We start from the raw sequence: 14,800 nt of genomic DNA on the forward strand, positions 1-14,800 counted from the left end.
GCGGGTATCGGACGCGATCACCGGTGGGCCGTCGCGGTGAGGCGTTGCAGTGCGGCCTGGGCGGGTGGCCCCCAGGTGGGCTTGCCTCCGGGGCGGCCGTGCACCCCGGCGTCCGCGATGTGGAGGCAGGACAAGGCGCGCAGCACCGCCCAGCCACGGGCCCGGCGCAGGGTCGCGGCGTCCGGGCTCGGCCGGTACGTCTCGTGGAAGAGGGCGGCGGCGCCGTCCGGCAACAGGATCCAGGCGGCGGCGAGATCGAAGGCCGGGTCGCCGGCGAAGAGGTCGCCGAAGTCGATCACGCCGCAGAAGGTGCCGTTCGCGGTGAGGATGTTGGCCGGGTGCAGGTCGCCGTGGAGCCAGAGGCGGGGGCCTGCCCAGTCCGGCGCGGCGACGGCGTCTTCCCAGACCGCGCGGACGGCGTCCGGGTCGCGGATCAGCCCCAGTTCGGTGGCCGAGGCGAGCCCCTCGGCGAAGGATCCGGCGGTGTCGGCCAGCGGGCCGCCACGGTTGCGGCCCGTCGGTGCCTCGTCGGGGGCGGGGCGGTGCAGAGCGGTCAGGAACGCGGCCAGCGTGGCGGCCGACTCGGCGGGGCGCGTCGCGGGGGCTCGGTCGGCCGGCTCGCCCGGGACCCAGGTGGTGACGAGCCAGGGCCGCGGGAAACGTTCGCAGGGCTCGCCGATGCGCTGCGGGACGGGGATCCGCAGCGGAAGACGCGGGGCGAGGAGGGGCAGCCAGGCGTGTTCCTTGCGCAGCAGAGCGTCCGCGGACCGTGTCGCCCAGGGCAGTCGGACGGCGAGGTCGTCGCCGAGCCGCCAGACCTGGTTGTCCCAGCCGAGCGCTCCGAGCTTCAGGGGGCGGTCCGCCAGGTCGGGGTGCTGCTCGCGCAGCAGCTGCCGGATCAGGTCCTCGGTGATGTCCGTCTCGTCGGCGGTCATGAAGCTGAACCCCTGTTCTTCGGGAGTGGATTGCGGCGGCGCGGGGCGCGGCCGCGGCAGGTGCCGGGGGAAACGGCGCTCGCAGTCGGAACGTCGGCTCGCCCGCCCGCTTCGTCGCGGGAGCCGGTCTCGTCGCGCTGGGCGCGGTCAGCATCCGGGAGGGCAGTACCCACGCCTGGCCAGCCAGGGCACCCGGTTGCACCAGCACTCCCGCGGTGCTGGTGCCGACCACGCAGGACATGGCACGGCTGCCGTTGCGCACGGAGTTTCCCTCCACGTAGCGCTCGGCGGGCACCAGGGCGACGAGCAGCGCGGTGTTGCACACGTCGAACAGCACGCTGAGTGTGCAGACCGTGAACGCGACCGCGTAGAGCTGGCCGAGGCCGAGACGGCCCAGAGTCCGGGCGGCCGGGAGCGTGAGGAGGGCCAGCGCCCTTGCGAGGTCGGCGGCGATCATCATGTGCCGCCGTCGCCCACCGCGGTCCGCCCAAACGCCGGTATGCACCGAGAACAGCAGGCTCGGCAGAAGCCCGGCCGCCGTGAGCCGGCCCGTCTGCGTGGCACCCGCGTCCAGGGCCAGGACGGCGCGCAGGGGGCAGAGCGAGCTGCGTGATCTGGCCGCTGAAGAGCGAGACGGTCCGGCCGGTCCAGCAACGGCGGAACGCCGGGTCGCCGAGCAGGGCGGGTAACCGCCCGGGCGCCCTCACGCGTGCGGCTCTTCCGCCTCGCCCCGCGTCTGGGTACCGGACTCCCGCGTCGGGTGCCCGAAGCGGACGTAGGACACCCGGCGGGCCGCGGCGGGTCGCTGTTCAGGGGCGTCGGCGCGGCGGATGTAGGGCCGGAGCAGCTCCCACACCTTCTCGTCGAGTTCCTTGAGCTCGGCGGCGGTGACGAAGATCGTGGCGTCCCCGAGAGGCGCCGCCTCCTGCCAGTCTGCGGGCTCGGTGTGCCGGTTCTCCAGCCAGCGGGTCGCCTCGGTGAAGTACCGCTCGACGACCGCGAGGCTGAGTGCGGTGGCGGCCTCCCGCACCTCGGGGTCCGCCGTGCAGCCGGGCCAGGAGGTGAAGGCTGTGGTCGCCCGCCAGGGCTTCTGCCGGCCCTGCCCTTCCCCGGTCTGTTCCGCGAGCCCGTACTTGGCCAGCATGCGCAGGTGGTACGAGCAGCTGGCCACCGACTCCCCCGTCAGCTCGGCAGCCCTGGTGGCCGTCACCGCGCTCTCCCGGCGCAGCAGGCCGATGAGCGTCAGGCGAAACGGATGGGCGTACGCCCGCAGGGCACGCGGGTCGGTGAGCTGCCGCCGGTCCATGATGTAAAGATATCTTTCTAAAGAAACCTTTACAGGGGTCGCCCGTCGGCACCACTGGTGGTTTGTGTTGTTTAGATCACTTTTACCCCTTCGGTGAGCAGGGTATTTGTGTTACTCATGAGATGTGCGGTCGACGGCGACTGTCGGGCCTGACCGCATGGACTCGGGAAGATCTGCCGGTACGCGCCGGAGTCAGCGAGCTGTGTGAGCTTCATGAACCCCACACCCGCCTCTGCTTCGCCGTTCGACATGGTCAGCGGCGCCCTGGGTGATTACGTCCCGAAGGGCGGAGCGACGGCGGCGGTCGCGGGGGCTCCCCGGCCGGAGGAGGCCGAGGGCGGGGAACAGATCCTCGGGGTGGTCAGTCTCGGCCAGGACCTGAGGATCCGCGGCTCCAATCTGGACGCCGCTCCGTTCGCGGGGGTGAGTGCGACGCCGGGAGCCGCCTTCGCCGACCTGCTGCCGCCCGGGGACGTGGCGACGGTCACGCAGCGGCTGCGGCGGGTCCTTCAGACACGTGAGGCCCATGTCGCCCGGGTCCAGCGCCTGCGGCGGGACGACGGGACGGAGCTGGTGGTCTCGATGAGCATCCTGCCGGCCGTACCGCCGCTGGACGGTCTGACGGTGTCCCTGATCGCCATGGCCAAGCGACTGCACCTGTACGCCTCCGCCGCCGCGATCGGGACGTCCCTGGACATCGGGGAGACAGCGCAGTCCCTGGCCCAGTCCCTGCTGGCCTGGGGGGACGTGGCCGCCGTCAACCTGGACTACGCCGTGTGGACGGGCGAGGCGGTCACCGATCAGGCGCAGGAGCGCATCCGGTTGCGGCGGGCGGCCCTGGTACCGGACCGGGCCTGGCCCGAGGGCTATCTGACCCCCGGGGACAACCTTCCCCGGGAAGCGAGCCGCCTGCTGGCCGGTGCGGTGATGCGCGACGACGTTCCACGGGCCGTCGTCTTTCCGGACCGGGAGGCGATCGAACGGGCACTCGGCGATCCCCGGCTGGTGCGCGCCTTGGTGCCGGGCAACCGGCCGGTGAGCGTCGCCTGCATCCCGCTGGTGGTGGAAGGTCCCGAAGGCGCGCCGAGGCCCATCGTGCTGGGGGTGACGGAGGTCTGGCGGCGGCCGGAGAGCCCCTTCCGCGACGGCGAGCTGCTCGACCTGCAAGAGCTCGTGGCCAAGACCGCCCGGCACGTCGACCTGGCCCGCCAGCATCAGCGTGAGCACGCCCAGGTCCTGGCACTGCAGCGACGGCTGCTGCCGCGGGCCGGCAGCGACACCATCGAGGTCGCCAGTGTCTACGAGCCCACCACCCCGGACAGTGCGGGCGTCGGCGGCGACTGGGTGAACAGCTTTCCGCTGCCGAGCGACCGTACCGCGCTGGTCGTCGGCGACGTCGTGGGGCACGGCCTGGGGGCCGCGGCGGCGATGGGCCAGCTGAGCATGGAGGCGCGGGCACTGCTGTCGGCGGGGCTGGGCCCCGGGGAGGTGCTGGAGCGGCTGGACGAGACGGTCACGCTGCTGGACGACACGGACGCGGGCCTGGCGGCCGGATACAGCGCGCTGGGCTCGACGTGCTGCATCGCGGTCTACGACCCTGTCGACCACCGGGTGCTGATCTCCAACGCCGGCCATCTCCCCCCGCTCCTCGTCCATCCCGACGGGTCCGCGGAGACCGTGGCGACGCAGCCGCACCCGGCCCTGGGCGCCGAGTTCGTCGTGCGGGAGCCGTTCGAGGTGCAGGAGTTCGCCGCGCCACCCGGTTCGCTTCTCGTCCTCTATACCGACGGCCTGGTGGAGGACCCGGGGGCCTCCATCGACGACGGCATCGGCCGGCTGACGGAGGTCGTGCGTGAGGTGCATCCCTGGGACGATCTCCAACAGGCCGCGCGTCGCGTGGTCGCCAGGCTGGCCCCGAAGGAGCCGCTGCGCGACGACGTCACCCTGCTGCTAGCCCGGCTGGCCGGCCGCCAAGGCCGCTCCACCGCCACCTGGCAGCTGCCCGCCCGTGACGACACCGCCGCCCGCGCCCGCGCTCTGGCCGCTCCGCTCCTGCGCCGTTGGCACACCGGCGAGCAGGCCCGGGACAGCGCGCTGCTGGTGATCAGCGAACTGGTCACCAACGCCGTCCGGTTCGGCACCGGGCCCATCACGGTGCGGCTGGTGCACACCGGGAGCCGCCTGACCTGCGAGGTCGGTGACACGGGCAACGGCCGGCCGCGTTTGCGCCGCGGCGACCCGCTCGACAGCACCGGGCGAGGACTGTACGTCGTCCACAAACTGACCACCCGCTGGGGAGTACGGTGGACGCACACCGGCAAGGCCGTCTGGGCGGAACTTGAGGGGTAGCGCCGGTGCCGCGATGAGCGTGCCGGGCTTCGGCTACCGGGAGTCAACCGCGGTGCTCCGGCCTTCAGACCGCCCGTGTCGGCTCGGCCGCGCAATCGCGCGGCCGACGATCGCCATCCCGCCCGCGAAGTCTCCCGACGTGAGGAAGGTCCCGACGTCGTCCCGGGCGGCCACCCACCGTGGCGGCGATCGGGTGAGCGTGCTCTGAGGCCAGCGCCTGCTTCATGACGGCCAGTTCGGCGAGGTGCGTCCAACGGAACCTGGTGGCAAGCCAGTGCACCACCTGATACGTGTCGGCGACCCGAGTCCACGCGTCGGGCCACTGCGTGGCGTGCGCATGATGGGTCGCCTTCGCCAGCACGCCGGGCAGCTTCTGAAGGACTGCCCCCGGCTCGGTGCGGTAACGGTGCTCGTTCAACCGGGCCGGTTGGCCCGGGAGGTCCTCGGGGCACGGGCCTGGTCATCCCGCACCGTCGCGAGCGCGGCCAGGACGAACTTCCTTCTTGGGCGGAAGAGCACAACACCTCCCACCCCAAAGTCCGAGCCCGCGTCGAGCACGTCTTCGCCCGCAAGAAGACCTGGAAGACCCTGCGCGACTGCGGCCTCAAAGGCGACGGTGTCCACCACGCCACCCTCGGCATCGCACGCCTGCACAATGTCGCCGTCCCCGGTCAGCCAGGCTTTGTCATCCCGCCCAAGGGAGTTCGGCGTGGCGAGACCCTGCGATGGCTGATCCGCCAGCCGTCAGCGGTGCGCACGACAGTGTCCGCGTAGGAGACGGATCCGCAGGAGCCGTCCGCCTTGACACCCAGCCCCTTGGAACGGACCTGCACCCGGCCGTCCACCCATGCGGTCACGACGACGTTGGTGACGTGGTGCGCGACAGGGTTGCCCGCTCCCAACTCCCATGCCGCTTCTCGGATCGCTGCCACCCCGGACAGCGGCTCCTGGCCGAAGTCGGTGAGGTCGTAGACCACATCGGCGGTGAACAACTCCTCCAACCGGTCAAGGCTTCCGTCGTCAACGAGGTGACCGTGCAACGAGACCAGTTCGATCACGGCCAAGCGGTCTTCAAGAGCGAGCGACACACGCGTCCTCTCCAGCCCGGCGGGGAAAGCGCCAAGCCGAGCATCGATTTGACGTCAGCACGGCACCACACCGTCCCACGCGTTCGGGCGCGTCCGGTAAGAGCAGGGCCGCGCACGTCGTGATCGTCCCTTACCGGGGCGTCAGCCTGCCACCGACTTCTCCACAACGAGCGGCTCTGCCTCACATTGGGTAGTAAGAGAACATCATCACCGACGTGCCTGATCCGGGCCCCGCGGTGCACAGTCCCAGACGCGTCATCGAGCGTACAGACGCTGTCTCGTTCTCCTAGGTGTCGTCGCCTGAGTTGACCTGGGATGCCTATGCCTACAGCCAGCCACGGCAATGACTTACGGTCACCGCCGAAACGTTCCCATGACGATCAACGCACACGCGCCGTCAGACGACAGGCGGCGAAGTTCCCGACGCGGACAGGACCGAAGAGTGCGGCACGGGGCGCACGGCTCCTCGGCCCTCACAACGATGGCTGACGGCTAGGCGGTTTCGTTTGGATCGCTCGGTCGTTGGTCCGGGTGCGCCGCTAACTGACGTGCAGTGGGCGCGGATCGAGCCGTTGCTCCCGAACCGGACGCCGAAGCAGGGCGGCCGCCGGCGGGATCACCGGGAGGTGATCGACGCGATCGCCTTCACGTTCCAGACCGGAACACAGCGGGTCCACCTGCCGGAGAAGTACGCGACTGGCGGGGCGTCTACAACCGGCTGCGCGTGCAGACCGTCGACGGCACCTGGGAGCGGGTGTTCGCCGCGCCGGCCGCTTGCACCCTGCGGCCGACCCGCGACGGCAGTGATGCTCAGCTGCCGCCTCTTCTGCTGAACGACGCCGGACGGCTGTGCTGCGCCGGCGCAGGGGCCACGCCGGGGATGGCTCGGCGTGGCCCCTGCGCCGGCGCTACGCCGGTTAGAGGTTGTTGTTTACGGCGCTTTCTTGTGCCGGTCCGGCAGGCGTCCCACTGGCGGACGGCTCCACGCCGGGCGCCGCGGTCGGTGAACCGCCGAGGGTCCTTCGGGTCTGTCGGCGCACACCGGCCAGCAGAGCGAGGGTGATGAGCAGGCAGAGGGTCATGACTGCGAACGGCAGGGCGCCCGTGGGATCCGCGCTCTTGAGCCAGCCGAAGGAGTACGGGCCGGCGAAGCCCGCGATGTTTCCGGTGGCATTGATCAGGGCGATGCCGCTGGCGGCCCCGGCTCCGGCCAGATAGCCGGTCGGGATGGTCCAGAACTGCGCCTGGGTGGTCAGGCTGGCCGCGATGGCCACGCACAGCAGCGCCAGCGTGACGGTCGGATGCCCGATGAGGAGGGCGACCAGGGCGAAACTGACCGCGGCCACGGCCAGCGGGCCGAGGACGTTCCAGGTACGGGCACCCGTCCGGGAGACGATGCGGCCGACTGCGTAGATCGCGATCAGCGCGCAGGCGAACGGCAGGGCCGATATCAGGCCGACCCGCGTGGAAGACATCCCCGGGGTGGCGTCCTCGATGACGGAGGGCAGCCAGAAGGTGAGCGCGTTGCTGCCGTAGCAGATCAGCAGGAAGGCCAGGGACAGCACGAGGACGCGGCGGTCGGTCAGTCCCTTCCGGAAGGAGTGCGGTGCCGATTTGTCCTTCTCTGCTTCCTCCGCAGCAAGGGTGGAGATCAGCCAGCCTCGCTCCTCATCGCTGAGCCAGCGGGCCTCGGCCGGACTCTTGGTGAGCCGGACGATGGCCAGCGGGGCCAGCACCAGTGCGGCGGCCCCCTCGATGACGAACACCCAGCGCCAGCCGTCGATCCCGCCGAGCCGGTGGGTGACGTCCAGGAGCCAGCCGGTGAGGGGGCTGCCGATCACCATGGCCAGCGGAATGCCCAAATAGAACGCGCTCAGCGCGCGGCCGCGGTGGCGGGCGGGAAACCACTGGGCGATGCACAGGAACACCGCGGGAGCCATGCCGGCTTCGGCGATGCCGAGGAGGACGCGCGCCGCGTACAGCTGTGTGGGCGAGTGGACGAGGGAGGTCGCCAGGGCTACGACTCCCCAGCTGATCATGATGCGGGGAACCCATACCCGGGGGCCGAGGCGGAGGGCGAGCCGGTTGCTGGGCACCTCGCACAGCACGTAGCTGAGGAAGAAGATGCCGCTGGCCAGGCCGAAGGCGACGTCGGACAGGCCGAGCCCGGCCGACAGCTCGTTCTTCATCACACCCAGGTTGGTGCGGTCGAGGTAAGCGGTGAAGTAGGCGGCGACCAGGATCGGCATGAGCCGCCAGGTGATCTTGCGGACGGTGCGTCTCTCCAGATCGGAGACGTCGGAGGCGATGTTTCTCGGGGGCGGACTCGTGACGGACACGCTCACCACTCCTTGCGGCAACAGGGACGAAAGGGGCCCCTGCGCACGGCAACGCGGCGGGCACCCCTTCGCTTAATTGAGAGTGAAGTCTCAGAAGAGATGGCGAAACTTTTGCGCCATCTCGCTGACAGGTCAAGCCCTCGCCGCACTTGACTTCGATGGAACTGAGAATGCACTCTCAGTTCGGCTTCATCAGTTCCGGGTGTCTGACCCGATGTCGAGGAGACGCTGCCATGTCCCGTTCGTTGCATTCCGACGCCGTGCTCCGCCTGACGGCGGGCAGCCTGCGCCCCGCCGGCTCACCGCCCCAGGGGGCACCGGCACTGCTCGGCGTGGGCGAACCCGACTTCCCCACGCCCGAGCCGATCGTGCGCGCGGCGCAGGAGGCACTGGCTGCGGGATGGACGCACTACGGCGACCTGAACGGGGACCCCGAGCTGCGGGCGCTCGCCGCACATCTGGCGAGTGACGCCGCGGGCGCGCCGTACCGGCCCGAGCAGGTTCTGGTGACCAACGGCGCCACCTCCGCCGTGTCGGCCGCGGTGTCCTCCGTGGTGTCGCCCGGCGACCGGGTGATCCTGCTGGACCCGAGCTACTCGCTGTTCTCCTCTGCGGTACTGACGGCCGGCGGTGAACCGGTGTACGTCGCGCTCGACGACACGGGCCACCTTGACCTGGAGCGGATCGCGGCGGCCCTGCCCGACGCCAAGGCGCTCATCATGGTCAACCCGGCCAACCCCGTCGGCACCGTGTTCACCCGAACGGAACTGGAGGCACTGGCAGAACTCACCCGACGGCACGGCACCGTCGTCATCGCCGACGAGGTCTGCGACCACTTCGTCTTCGACGACCGCGTGTTCACCTCCGCACTCGCTGTCGGCGCATGGCGGGACCGGCTCATCTACTGCCAGTCGCTGTCCAAGACCTACGCCATGACCGGCTGGCGGGTCGGCTACCTCGTTGCGCCCACCTCACTGATCGACGGCGTGCGCATGCTGCACCGTACGTTCCTGGGAGCCGTGAACGCCGCGTCGCAGCGGGCGGCCATCGTCGCGCTGGAGAGCGGCGACGCCTTCGTCAAGCCGATGCGGGAGTCCTACCAGGAGCGCCGCGACTACATCGTCCGGCGCGTCCATGCCATGCCAGAGCTTACGGCCCGCACGCCCGAGGGCGGCTTCTTCGTCCTGGCTCGCTATGACCGCGACACTCCGTCGCTGGAACTCACCCAGCGACTCAAGGAGCACGGTGTCGTCGTCCGCCCGGGCCGCGAGTTCGGGCCGGCGGGCGAACACCACCTGCGCATCTCGATCGCCGCGCCGCAGGACGTCCTGACCGCGGGCTTGGACCGCATCGAGCACTACTTCCGCGGCACCCGCTGACCGGCGCCCGCCTCGCCCCGGTAGTCTCGGCTGCTGGGGCCACACGCCCCTGAAGCGGTACATACGCACTGGCGGGGAGCGAGGCACTGAGCAACAACCGGCACACGATCGGCACGACGGGAAGCCGGCGGCGCAGTGACGCCCAGCGCAACCGCCAGCGCCTCCTGGACGCGACCGGAGAGATCCTGCGCAGCGATCCGGACAACGTGTCCGTTGCCCGGATCGCCCAACGCGCAGGCCTGTCATCGGCCACCGCCTACCGCTACTTCCCGTCCCTCGACGAACTCCTCACCACCTACCTCCACGACGTGATCGTGAGGCTGCGCGATTACAGTCACGACTGCCCCAAGACCAGCACCGCCCTGTTCGAGGACGTCGTGCACGAGTGGGGGCGTCTGCTGACGATGTACGGCACCGCAATGATCCAGCTCCGCTCGCGTGAAGGCTTCCTCCACCGCCTGCGAAGCAACGACGCTGTGATCAGCACGGTCAGGGACGCCTGGGAACGCCCCGTCCGCAGTGTGATGCGCAAACTGGGCGTCCCCGACGACCAGTTCGATCACGCCTTGTTCCTCTACAACGTCCTCTTCGACCCACGTGAGGTTCTGGACCTCGTGGGCGAAGGTCTCCCACTCGACGATGCCCTCGACCGGCTCATCGCCGCGTACTACGGCGCGTTGCGCGGGTGGGCAGCGCAATGAGGCAGATGCTGCGGTCGAATGGCCGGCCGCAGCATTCGCGTCCTGTTCTCCGGGTGAGCAGCCGCGTCGGCGCCACCTGTGCCTCCGGACCTCGGATGTGATCGTCCATGCCGCCCGGACTCGTTCACCGCCGCACGAATTGCGCGACATCCGAAGCGTGGTTGCCGCCCGTCGGCCGACGAGGTGTCACCGAGGTCCACGGACAGGTCAGCTTCCCGGTCCGCGGACGCACTGCGCGCGAAGGGCGTCGTCCAGGGCCCGGGTGGCGCCTCCTGAAGGTCCAGTGTCTGAAGAAGGGGATGAACGTTCACGCGCTCACCACCTCTTCGCGCCAGGTGGAGGTGTTCGCGCCGGTGAGGCGCGGATCATGACGATTCAACTCCGCGAGTTGCGCGGCGTCGTCCGCCGGTGATGTCGAGCTTCTCCAGTGCCTTGAGCGCCAGGTCCCGGGTGAAGGCTTCGAGCGGCTCGGCGGTGATGGCGCGCGTGCAGGTCCTTGGCGATGGCGCCGGCCGTCTCTCCGTCCGGGAAGCGACGGAAGACCTCCCGGCCGACCTCGGCTTCCTCCTTGGTCACGGTGCAGCCGTCCTTGGCGTAGCCGTAGCGGCGTCCGCCGTGCGGCTTCCCGGCGCGGGCCCGGTCCTCCAGCGTGGAGCGGGTGCGGCGGGAGGTGCCGTCGGAGATCGGCAGGCGTGCGCCACCTGGATGCGCAGGATGAACCGGTCATCCGGGTCCGACGGGTCCTTGGGGTTGGCCTGTCCGTGCAGCACTGACTCCTCGGATTCCACCCCGAGGAGCAGGTCAAAGCCACTCCCCCTCGACGGCCGTGGCCGTCAGGCCGGGGGCGGCCGCGTACAGCACCGTACGGCTGCCCGATTTCTGGCCCGCGTCGTGCGCGCGGCGCAGGATGTCGAGTACGGCGGCGCCGCCGCGGTTGCCCGTGGTGTAGCTGTCCCGGCTGTAGGCCAGCAGCCCCTCCGGCCAGTCGGCGGGCATCGTCTGTTCCATGTACTCCAGCACCCGTGTCCCGCCGGGGTGCGCGAGCAGCAGGTCGGGGTGCCAGGAGTGCCCGTCGTCCTGGTGGCGCAGCCGCAGCCACTCCCACATCGCGGCCACCGTCTCCTGCACGGCGCGCGGCCCTCGGCGGTCCATGACGAAGTGCGTGCCGTCGTCGCGGGTGTCCAGCCGGTGCAGGTCCATGGTGCCGGGCAGGGTGTGGTGCCAGGCCGCGTCCAGTCGCAGGACGGACTCCGTCCTGGGGCGGCCTGTGACCACCACGGCGACGGCGGTGTCCGCGAACAGCAGCCGGACGATGAGCGATTCCAGTGTGTCGTCGGCGGGCTGGTAGGTGGTGCTCAGCGCCTCCGATATCACGACCAGCACCACCCGGCCGGGGTCCGCGGCGACCAGCTCGGCCGCCAGCGCCAGCGATCGGGTGCCGGCGATGCACGCCCACTGGGTGGCCGGCAGCAGCAGTACGTCGCTGCGCAGTGAAAGGCGGTTGAACAGGGAGAGGTCCAGTCCCGGCAGGGCCGGGGTGGTGGAGTGACTGGTGATCAGGCAGTCGACGTCGGCGGTGTCCAGTCCGGCGCTTCGAAGGGCTTCGCGGGCCGCGCGTTCCCCGTACGTCTGCACGGCCGCCCAGGCGGGCGCGGTGCGCTCCTGGATGGTCTGCGGCGCAGGTATCGCCTCCAGGGCGGCGATCGCGCGGTTCACCTCATGGTCGGTGAACCCGGTGCGGGCCAGTGCCGCACGGGCCGGGCCGGTGCCCGGAGTTCGCAGGCCCGTGCCGCTGCCGGGCGCGGCGGCCGTCTCCAGCGGCAGCATCCATCCGCGGGAGTGGATGCCGGTACTGGCCGCGATGCCGTCGATCCGCGGCAGCCACGGCGCCTGCGGCTGCCGGCTTCTCACCTCCGCCAGGATCTCGCCGGTCTTCACGGCATGTTCACCTTGTACGACGGCTGGGGGAGACAGATAGGCACCCATAGCACGGATCTTTCGCAGAAAGCCGGTAAATGATGTGAAGTGTCCGAAACCTGCCAGGTTTTACGGAGCGAGGTCAAGACGGTGTCATCGCAATGTACTTCGCATTCGCCCGTTCTCGGGCGTCTCATGTGCCCGTGGAGCCATGCCGGTTCTGGCCGACGGCGCCGGGGCAGGGAGTTCGGGAGCGCCCAGCCAGATCATCGCTTCCGCAAGTCAGCCGGGCCTTGGGGCAGTTGGGCTTCGTACCGGTCGAGCCGCCGGCCGAGTCCGACGGCACCCATGAAGTGCGTCACAATTCCGCTCCGCCACGGCCGGGCCAACGGGCGGGCGGCCCGGGGCTCCTGAGGTGTGCGACGGCGCACTTTTCGAAGCAATCGCGCCACCCCGCGCTCCGCCCATGCTTCAGCACCCCCTGCCGGAGATCCCGACGTCAGCCCGACACGCCGCGAACCGTTCCCGCCCACCACGGCCGCACCCCTGGCGGACAGCGCCCCCGCCGGAGACCATGGCGCCCTGATCACCCGACCGCGACGCACGAGACGGCGTCCTGGACGACCGGCGCAGACGGTTTCCCCCGACCTCCCGGCCGCACGGCGTGCGGTCGCCCGAACCACGCTCCCCGCTCGCGGCCCGCCACGGCCGACCCCGGTCCCCACCGAGGAGTTGCCGAAATGTCCTTTGATGTACCTGATTTACCCTCGGAGCGGTCGTCGTACGACCGCCCGTCCCCGACCTGGTCGACCGGTCCGGAGCCGGACGGCGCCCGTCCGGCGGGCCCCCGCTCCGGCGCCCACCGCACCCTGCGCCTGCTGCGGCGGGCGTATCGCTGGCACCGGCGGGTGGCGACGATCACCGCGCTCGGCTACTTCGCCGCCTTCCTCGCCCTGACCGTCAAGGCCCCTTCCCTGATGGCCCGCCCCGGCCCCGGCGGCCTGCCCACCGGGCTGCTCCTGGCCCTCGCCCAGATCCCCGTCACCTGGCTGGCGGTCCTCCTCTACGAAGCCGCCGCGCACCGCTTCGTGGATCCCCTGGCGCGCCGCGCCCGCCGTCAACTGCGGGTGCCCGCCCTGGACCGGGAGCAGTCGCCGTGACCGGGTTCGGCGGCTCCGCCCAGTCGTGGTCCCTGGTCGCGTTCTGCGCGGTCGTCGCCCTCACCCTGCTGCTGTGCGTGCTCACCGGACCGGAGGCGGACGACCTCGCCGAGTTCTACACCGGCTACCGGTCCCTGTCGCCGTTGCGCAACGGACTGGCCGTCGCCGGCGACTACATCTCCGCCGCCACCGTCCTCACCATCGGAGGGATCATCGCCCTGTGCGGTTACGACGGCATCGTCCTGGCCCTCAGTGCCCTGTTGTCCCTGCTGTTGCTGATGTTCCTGCTGGCCGAACCCCTCCACAACACCGGCCGTTACACCATGGGCGACGCGCTGGCCCGCCGCCACCCGGCCCGGTCGGTACGCGTCACCGCCTGCCTGGTCACCCTCGCCGCGCTCGTCCCGATGATGGTCGTCCAGCTCGCCGGGGTCGGTGAACTCCTCGCGTACGTCCTCGGGTTCACCGACGCCAGCATGAAGAACGGGTGCGTGGCCGGGGCGGGTGTCCTCATGATCAGTTATGCGGCGCTGGGCGGGATGCCCGGCACCGCCCTGGTCCAGATCATCAAGACCGTGGCGCTGCTCGGCTCCGGGCTGGTCGTGAGCGTGCTGATCCTGCGCGCGTTCGACTGGCAGCCGCAGGCCCTGTTCCACACGGCGGCCCGGCAGAGCGGGGCCGGCGACGCCTATCTGACCTGGGGGCTGCAGTACTCCAGCAGCCCGCATCCCGCCCTGGACATGGCCAGCACCCAGTGCGCCATCGTGCTGGGCGGTGCCTGCCTGCCCCACGTCACCATGCGGATGTACACGGCGGGCACACCGCGCCAGGTCCGCCGTGCGATGTCCTGGGCGGTCTCCTCGGTGACCCTGTTCATCCTGATGCTCACGCTGATCTGCACCGGCGCGACCGCGCTGGTCGGGCACGACCGCATCACCGCCGCCGACGCGCACGGCACGACCGCCTATCTGCTGGGCGCCCGCGCCGCGTTCGGCGCCGACCTGTCCCGGCCGGAGAGCCTGCTCTTCGCCACCGTCACCACCGCTGTCTTCCTGACCCTCCTCGCCTCCGTCGCGAGCATGACGCTGGCCTGCGCCAACACCCTCGCCCACGACCTGACGGCGTCCCGCGCGGTTCCCTGGGCGCCGGCCCGGGAACTCGCCCTCGCCCGGTGCGGGGCACTCGCCGTGGGCATCCCCACCATCCTTCTGGCCGTCCTGGCCCAGCACCGCAGCCTTCAGCCCCTGGCGACGGTCTCCTTCACCCTCGGCGCCTCCGCCATCGCCCCCGCGCTCCTCTACACCCTCTTCTGGCGCCGGTACACGCGCACGGCGCTGCTGGCCACCCTCATCGTGGGCTCGCTGAGCGTGCTCGCCCTGGCCCCCGGCACCACGCTGGTCTCCGGGACACCGCTGTCCGCGTTCCCGGAGGCCGACTTCGACTGGTTCCCCTACAACACGCCGGCGCTTGTCTCCGTGCCCGCGGGTTTCCTCGCCGGCTGGCTGACCACCGTCCTGGCCGGCCGGCGCGCCGCCGACCGCGAACGCAGCCGCTACGCGTCCCACGAGCACCACCTGCTGACCGGCCCGCCCCCGCGCCGCTCGCCCCAGTAGGGCGTCGTCAGGC

Annotated in this window: 11 protein-coding genes and 1 pseudogene; 7 read left to right on the forward strand and 5 right to left on the reverse strand. The window is 70.9% G+C overall.

Annotation, left to right across the window (positions count from 1 at the left end; genetic code table 11):
* Positions 1–17: 17 nt before the first annotated feature.
* Complete coding sequence (locus AB0P24_RS28525; RefSeq protein ID WP_365798850.1) at positions 18–935, reverse strand: aminoglycoside phosphotransferase family protein; 918 nt, start codon at positions 933–935, stop codon at positions 18–20.
* Positions 936–1,638: 703 nt separating this feature from the next.
* Positions 1,639–2,241, reverse strand: coding sequence for a helix-turn-helix domain-containing protein (locus tag AB0P24_RS28530; protein ID WP_365798852.1), 603 nt, complete (start codon positions 2,239–2,241; stop codon positions 1,639–1,641).
* A 213-nt stretch (positions 2,242–2,454) separates the two neighbouring features.
* Here AB0P24_RS28530 and AB0P24_RS28535 point away from each other — a divergent pair, with 213 nt between their 5' ends.
* The gene (locus AB0P24_RS28535; RefSeq protein WP_365798854.1) at positions 2,455–4,590 is read left to right on the forward strand and encodes a SpoIIE family protein phosphatase; all 2,136 of its coding nucleotides are present in this window, start codon (positions 2,455–2,457) and stop codon (positions 4,588–4,590) included.
* A 435-nt stretch (positions 4,591–5,025) separates the two neighbouring features.
* Positions 5,026–5,262 (forward strand): annotated as a pseudogene (locus AB0P24_RS28540) (IS5/IS1182 family transposase); the annotation flags it as partial.
* Here AB0P24_RS28540 and AB0P24_RS28545 read toward each other — a convergent pair.
* Positions 5,262–5,678 (reverse strand): nuclear transport factor 2 family protein, encoded by a 417-nt coding sequence (locus AB0P24_RS28545; protein ID WP_365798856.1) that lies wholly within the window; start codon positions 5,676–5,678, stop codon positions 5,262–5,264. The pseudogene AB0P24_RS28540 and the gene AB0P24_RS28545 overlap by 1 nt on opposite strands.
* 548 nt (positions 5,679–6,226) lie before the next feature.
* Between AB0P24_RS28545 and AB0P24_RS28550 the strand changes: the two genes are divergently transcribed.
* Positions 6,227–6,511 carry a transposase gene (locus tag AB0P24_RS28550; RefSeq protein WP_365798858.1) on the forward strand — a complete coding sequence of 95 codons (285 nt, stop codon included), beginning with the start codon at positions 6,227–6,229 and terminating at the stop codon, positions 6,509–6,511.
* Positions 6,512–6,595: 84 nt separating this feature from the next.
* On the opposite strand, the gene AB0P24_RS28555 is transcribed toward AB0P24_RS28550, so the two are convergent.
* A complete protein-coding gene (locus AB0P24_RS28555; RefSeq protein ID WP_365798860.1) occupies positions 6,596–8,017 on the reverse strand; it encodes an MFS transporter in 1,422 nt (473 codons plus the stop codon).
* A gap of 233 nt (positions 8,018–8,250) precedes the next feature.
* Here AB0P24_RS28555 and AB0P24_RS28560 point away from each other — a divergent pair, with 233 nt between their 5' ends.
* Positions 8,251–9,396, forward strand: a complete 1,146-nt coding sequence (locus tag AB0P24_RS28560; protein WP_365798862.1) for an aminotransferase class I/II-fold pyridoxal phosphate-dependent enzyme — start codon at positions 8,251–8,253, stop codon at positions 9,394–9,396.
* 206 nt (positions 9,397–9,602) lie between these two features.
* A complete protein-coding gene (locus AB0P24_RS28565; RefSeq protein ID WP_365798864.1) occupies positions 9,603–10,097 on the forward strand; it encodes a TetR/AcrR family transcriptional regulator in 495 nt (164 codons plus the stop codon).
* Between the two features lie 801 nt (positions 10,098–10,898).
* On the opposite strand, the gene AB0P24_RS28570 is transcribed toward AB0P24_RS28565, so the two are convergent.
* The gene (locus AB0P24_RS28570) at positions 10,899–12,083 is read right to left on the reverse strand and encodes a type III polyketide synthase (RefSeq protein WP_365798866.1); all 1,185 of its coding nucleotides are present in this window, start codon (positions 12,081–12,083) and stop codon (positions 10,899–10,901) included.
* A gap of 671 nt (positions 12,084–12,754) precedes the next feature.
* On the opposite strand from AB0P24_RS28570, the gene AB0P24_RS28575 reads away from it, so the two are divergent.
* Together AB0P24_RS28575 and AB0P24_RS28580 are read left to right on the forward strand one after the other, a co-directional pair.
* Complete coding sequence (locus AB0P24_RS28575; RefSeq protein WP_365798868.1) at positions 12,755–13,174, forward strand: DUF485 domain-containing protein; 420 nt, start codon at positions 12,755–12,757, stop codon at positions 13,172–13,174.
* Positions 13,171–14,787 carry a cation acetate symporter gene (locus AB0P24_RS28580; RefSeq protein ID WP_365798870.1) on the forward strand — a complete coding sequence of 539 codons (1,617 nt, stop codon included), beginning with the start codon at positions 13,171–13,173 and terminating at the stop codon, positions 14,785–14,787. Before AB0P24_RS28575 ends, AB0P24_RS28580 begins: the two co-directional genes overlap by 4 nt.
* The last annotated feature ends 13 nt before the right edge of the window (positions 14,788–14,800 follow it).

This window comes from Streptomyces sp. NPDC086519 (assembly GCF_040686075.1).
Lineage (GTDB): Bacteria > Actinomycetota > Actinomycetes > Streptomycetales > Streptomycetaceae > Streptomyces > Streptomyces shenzhenensis.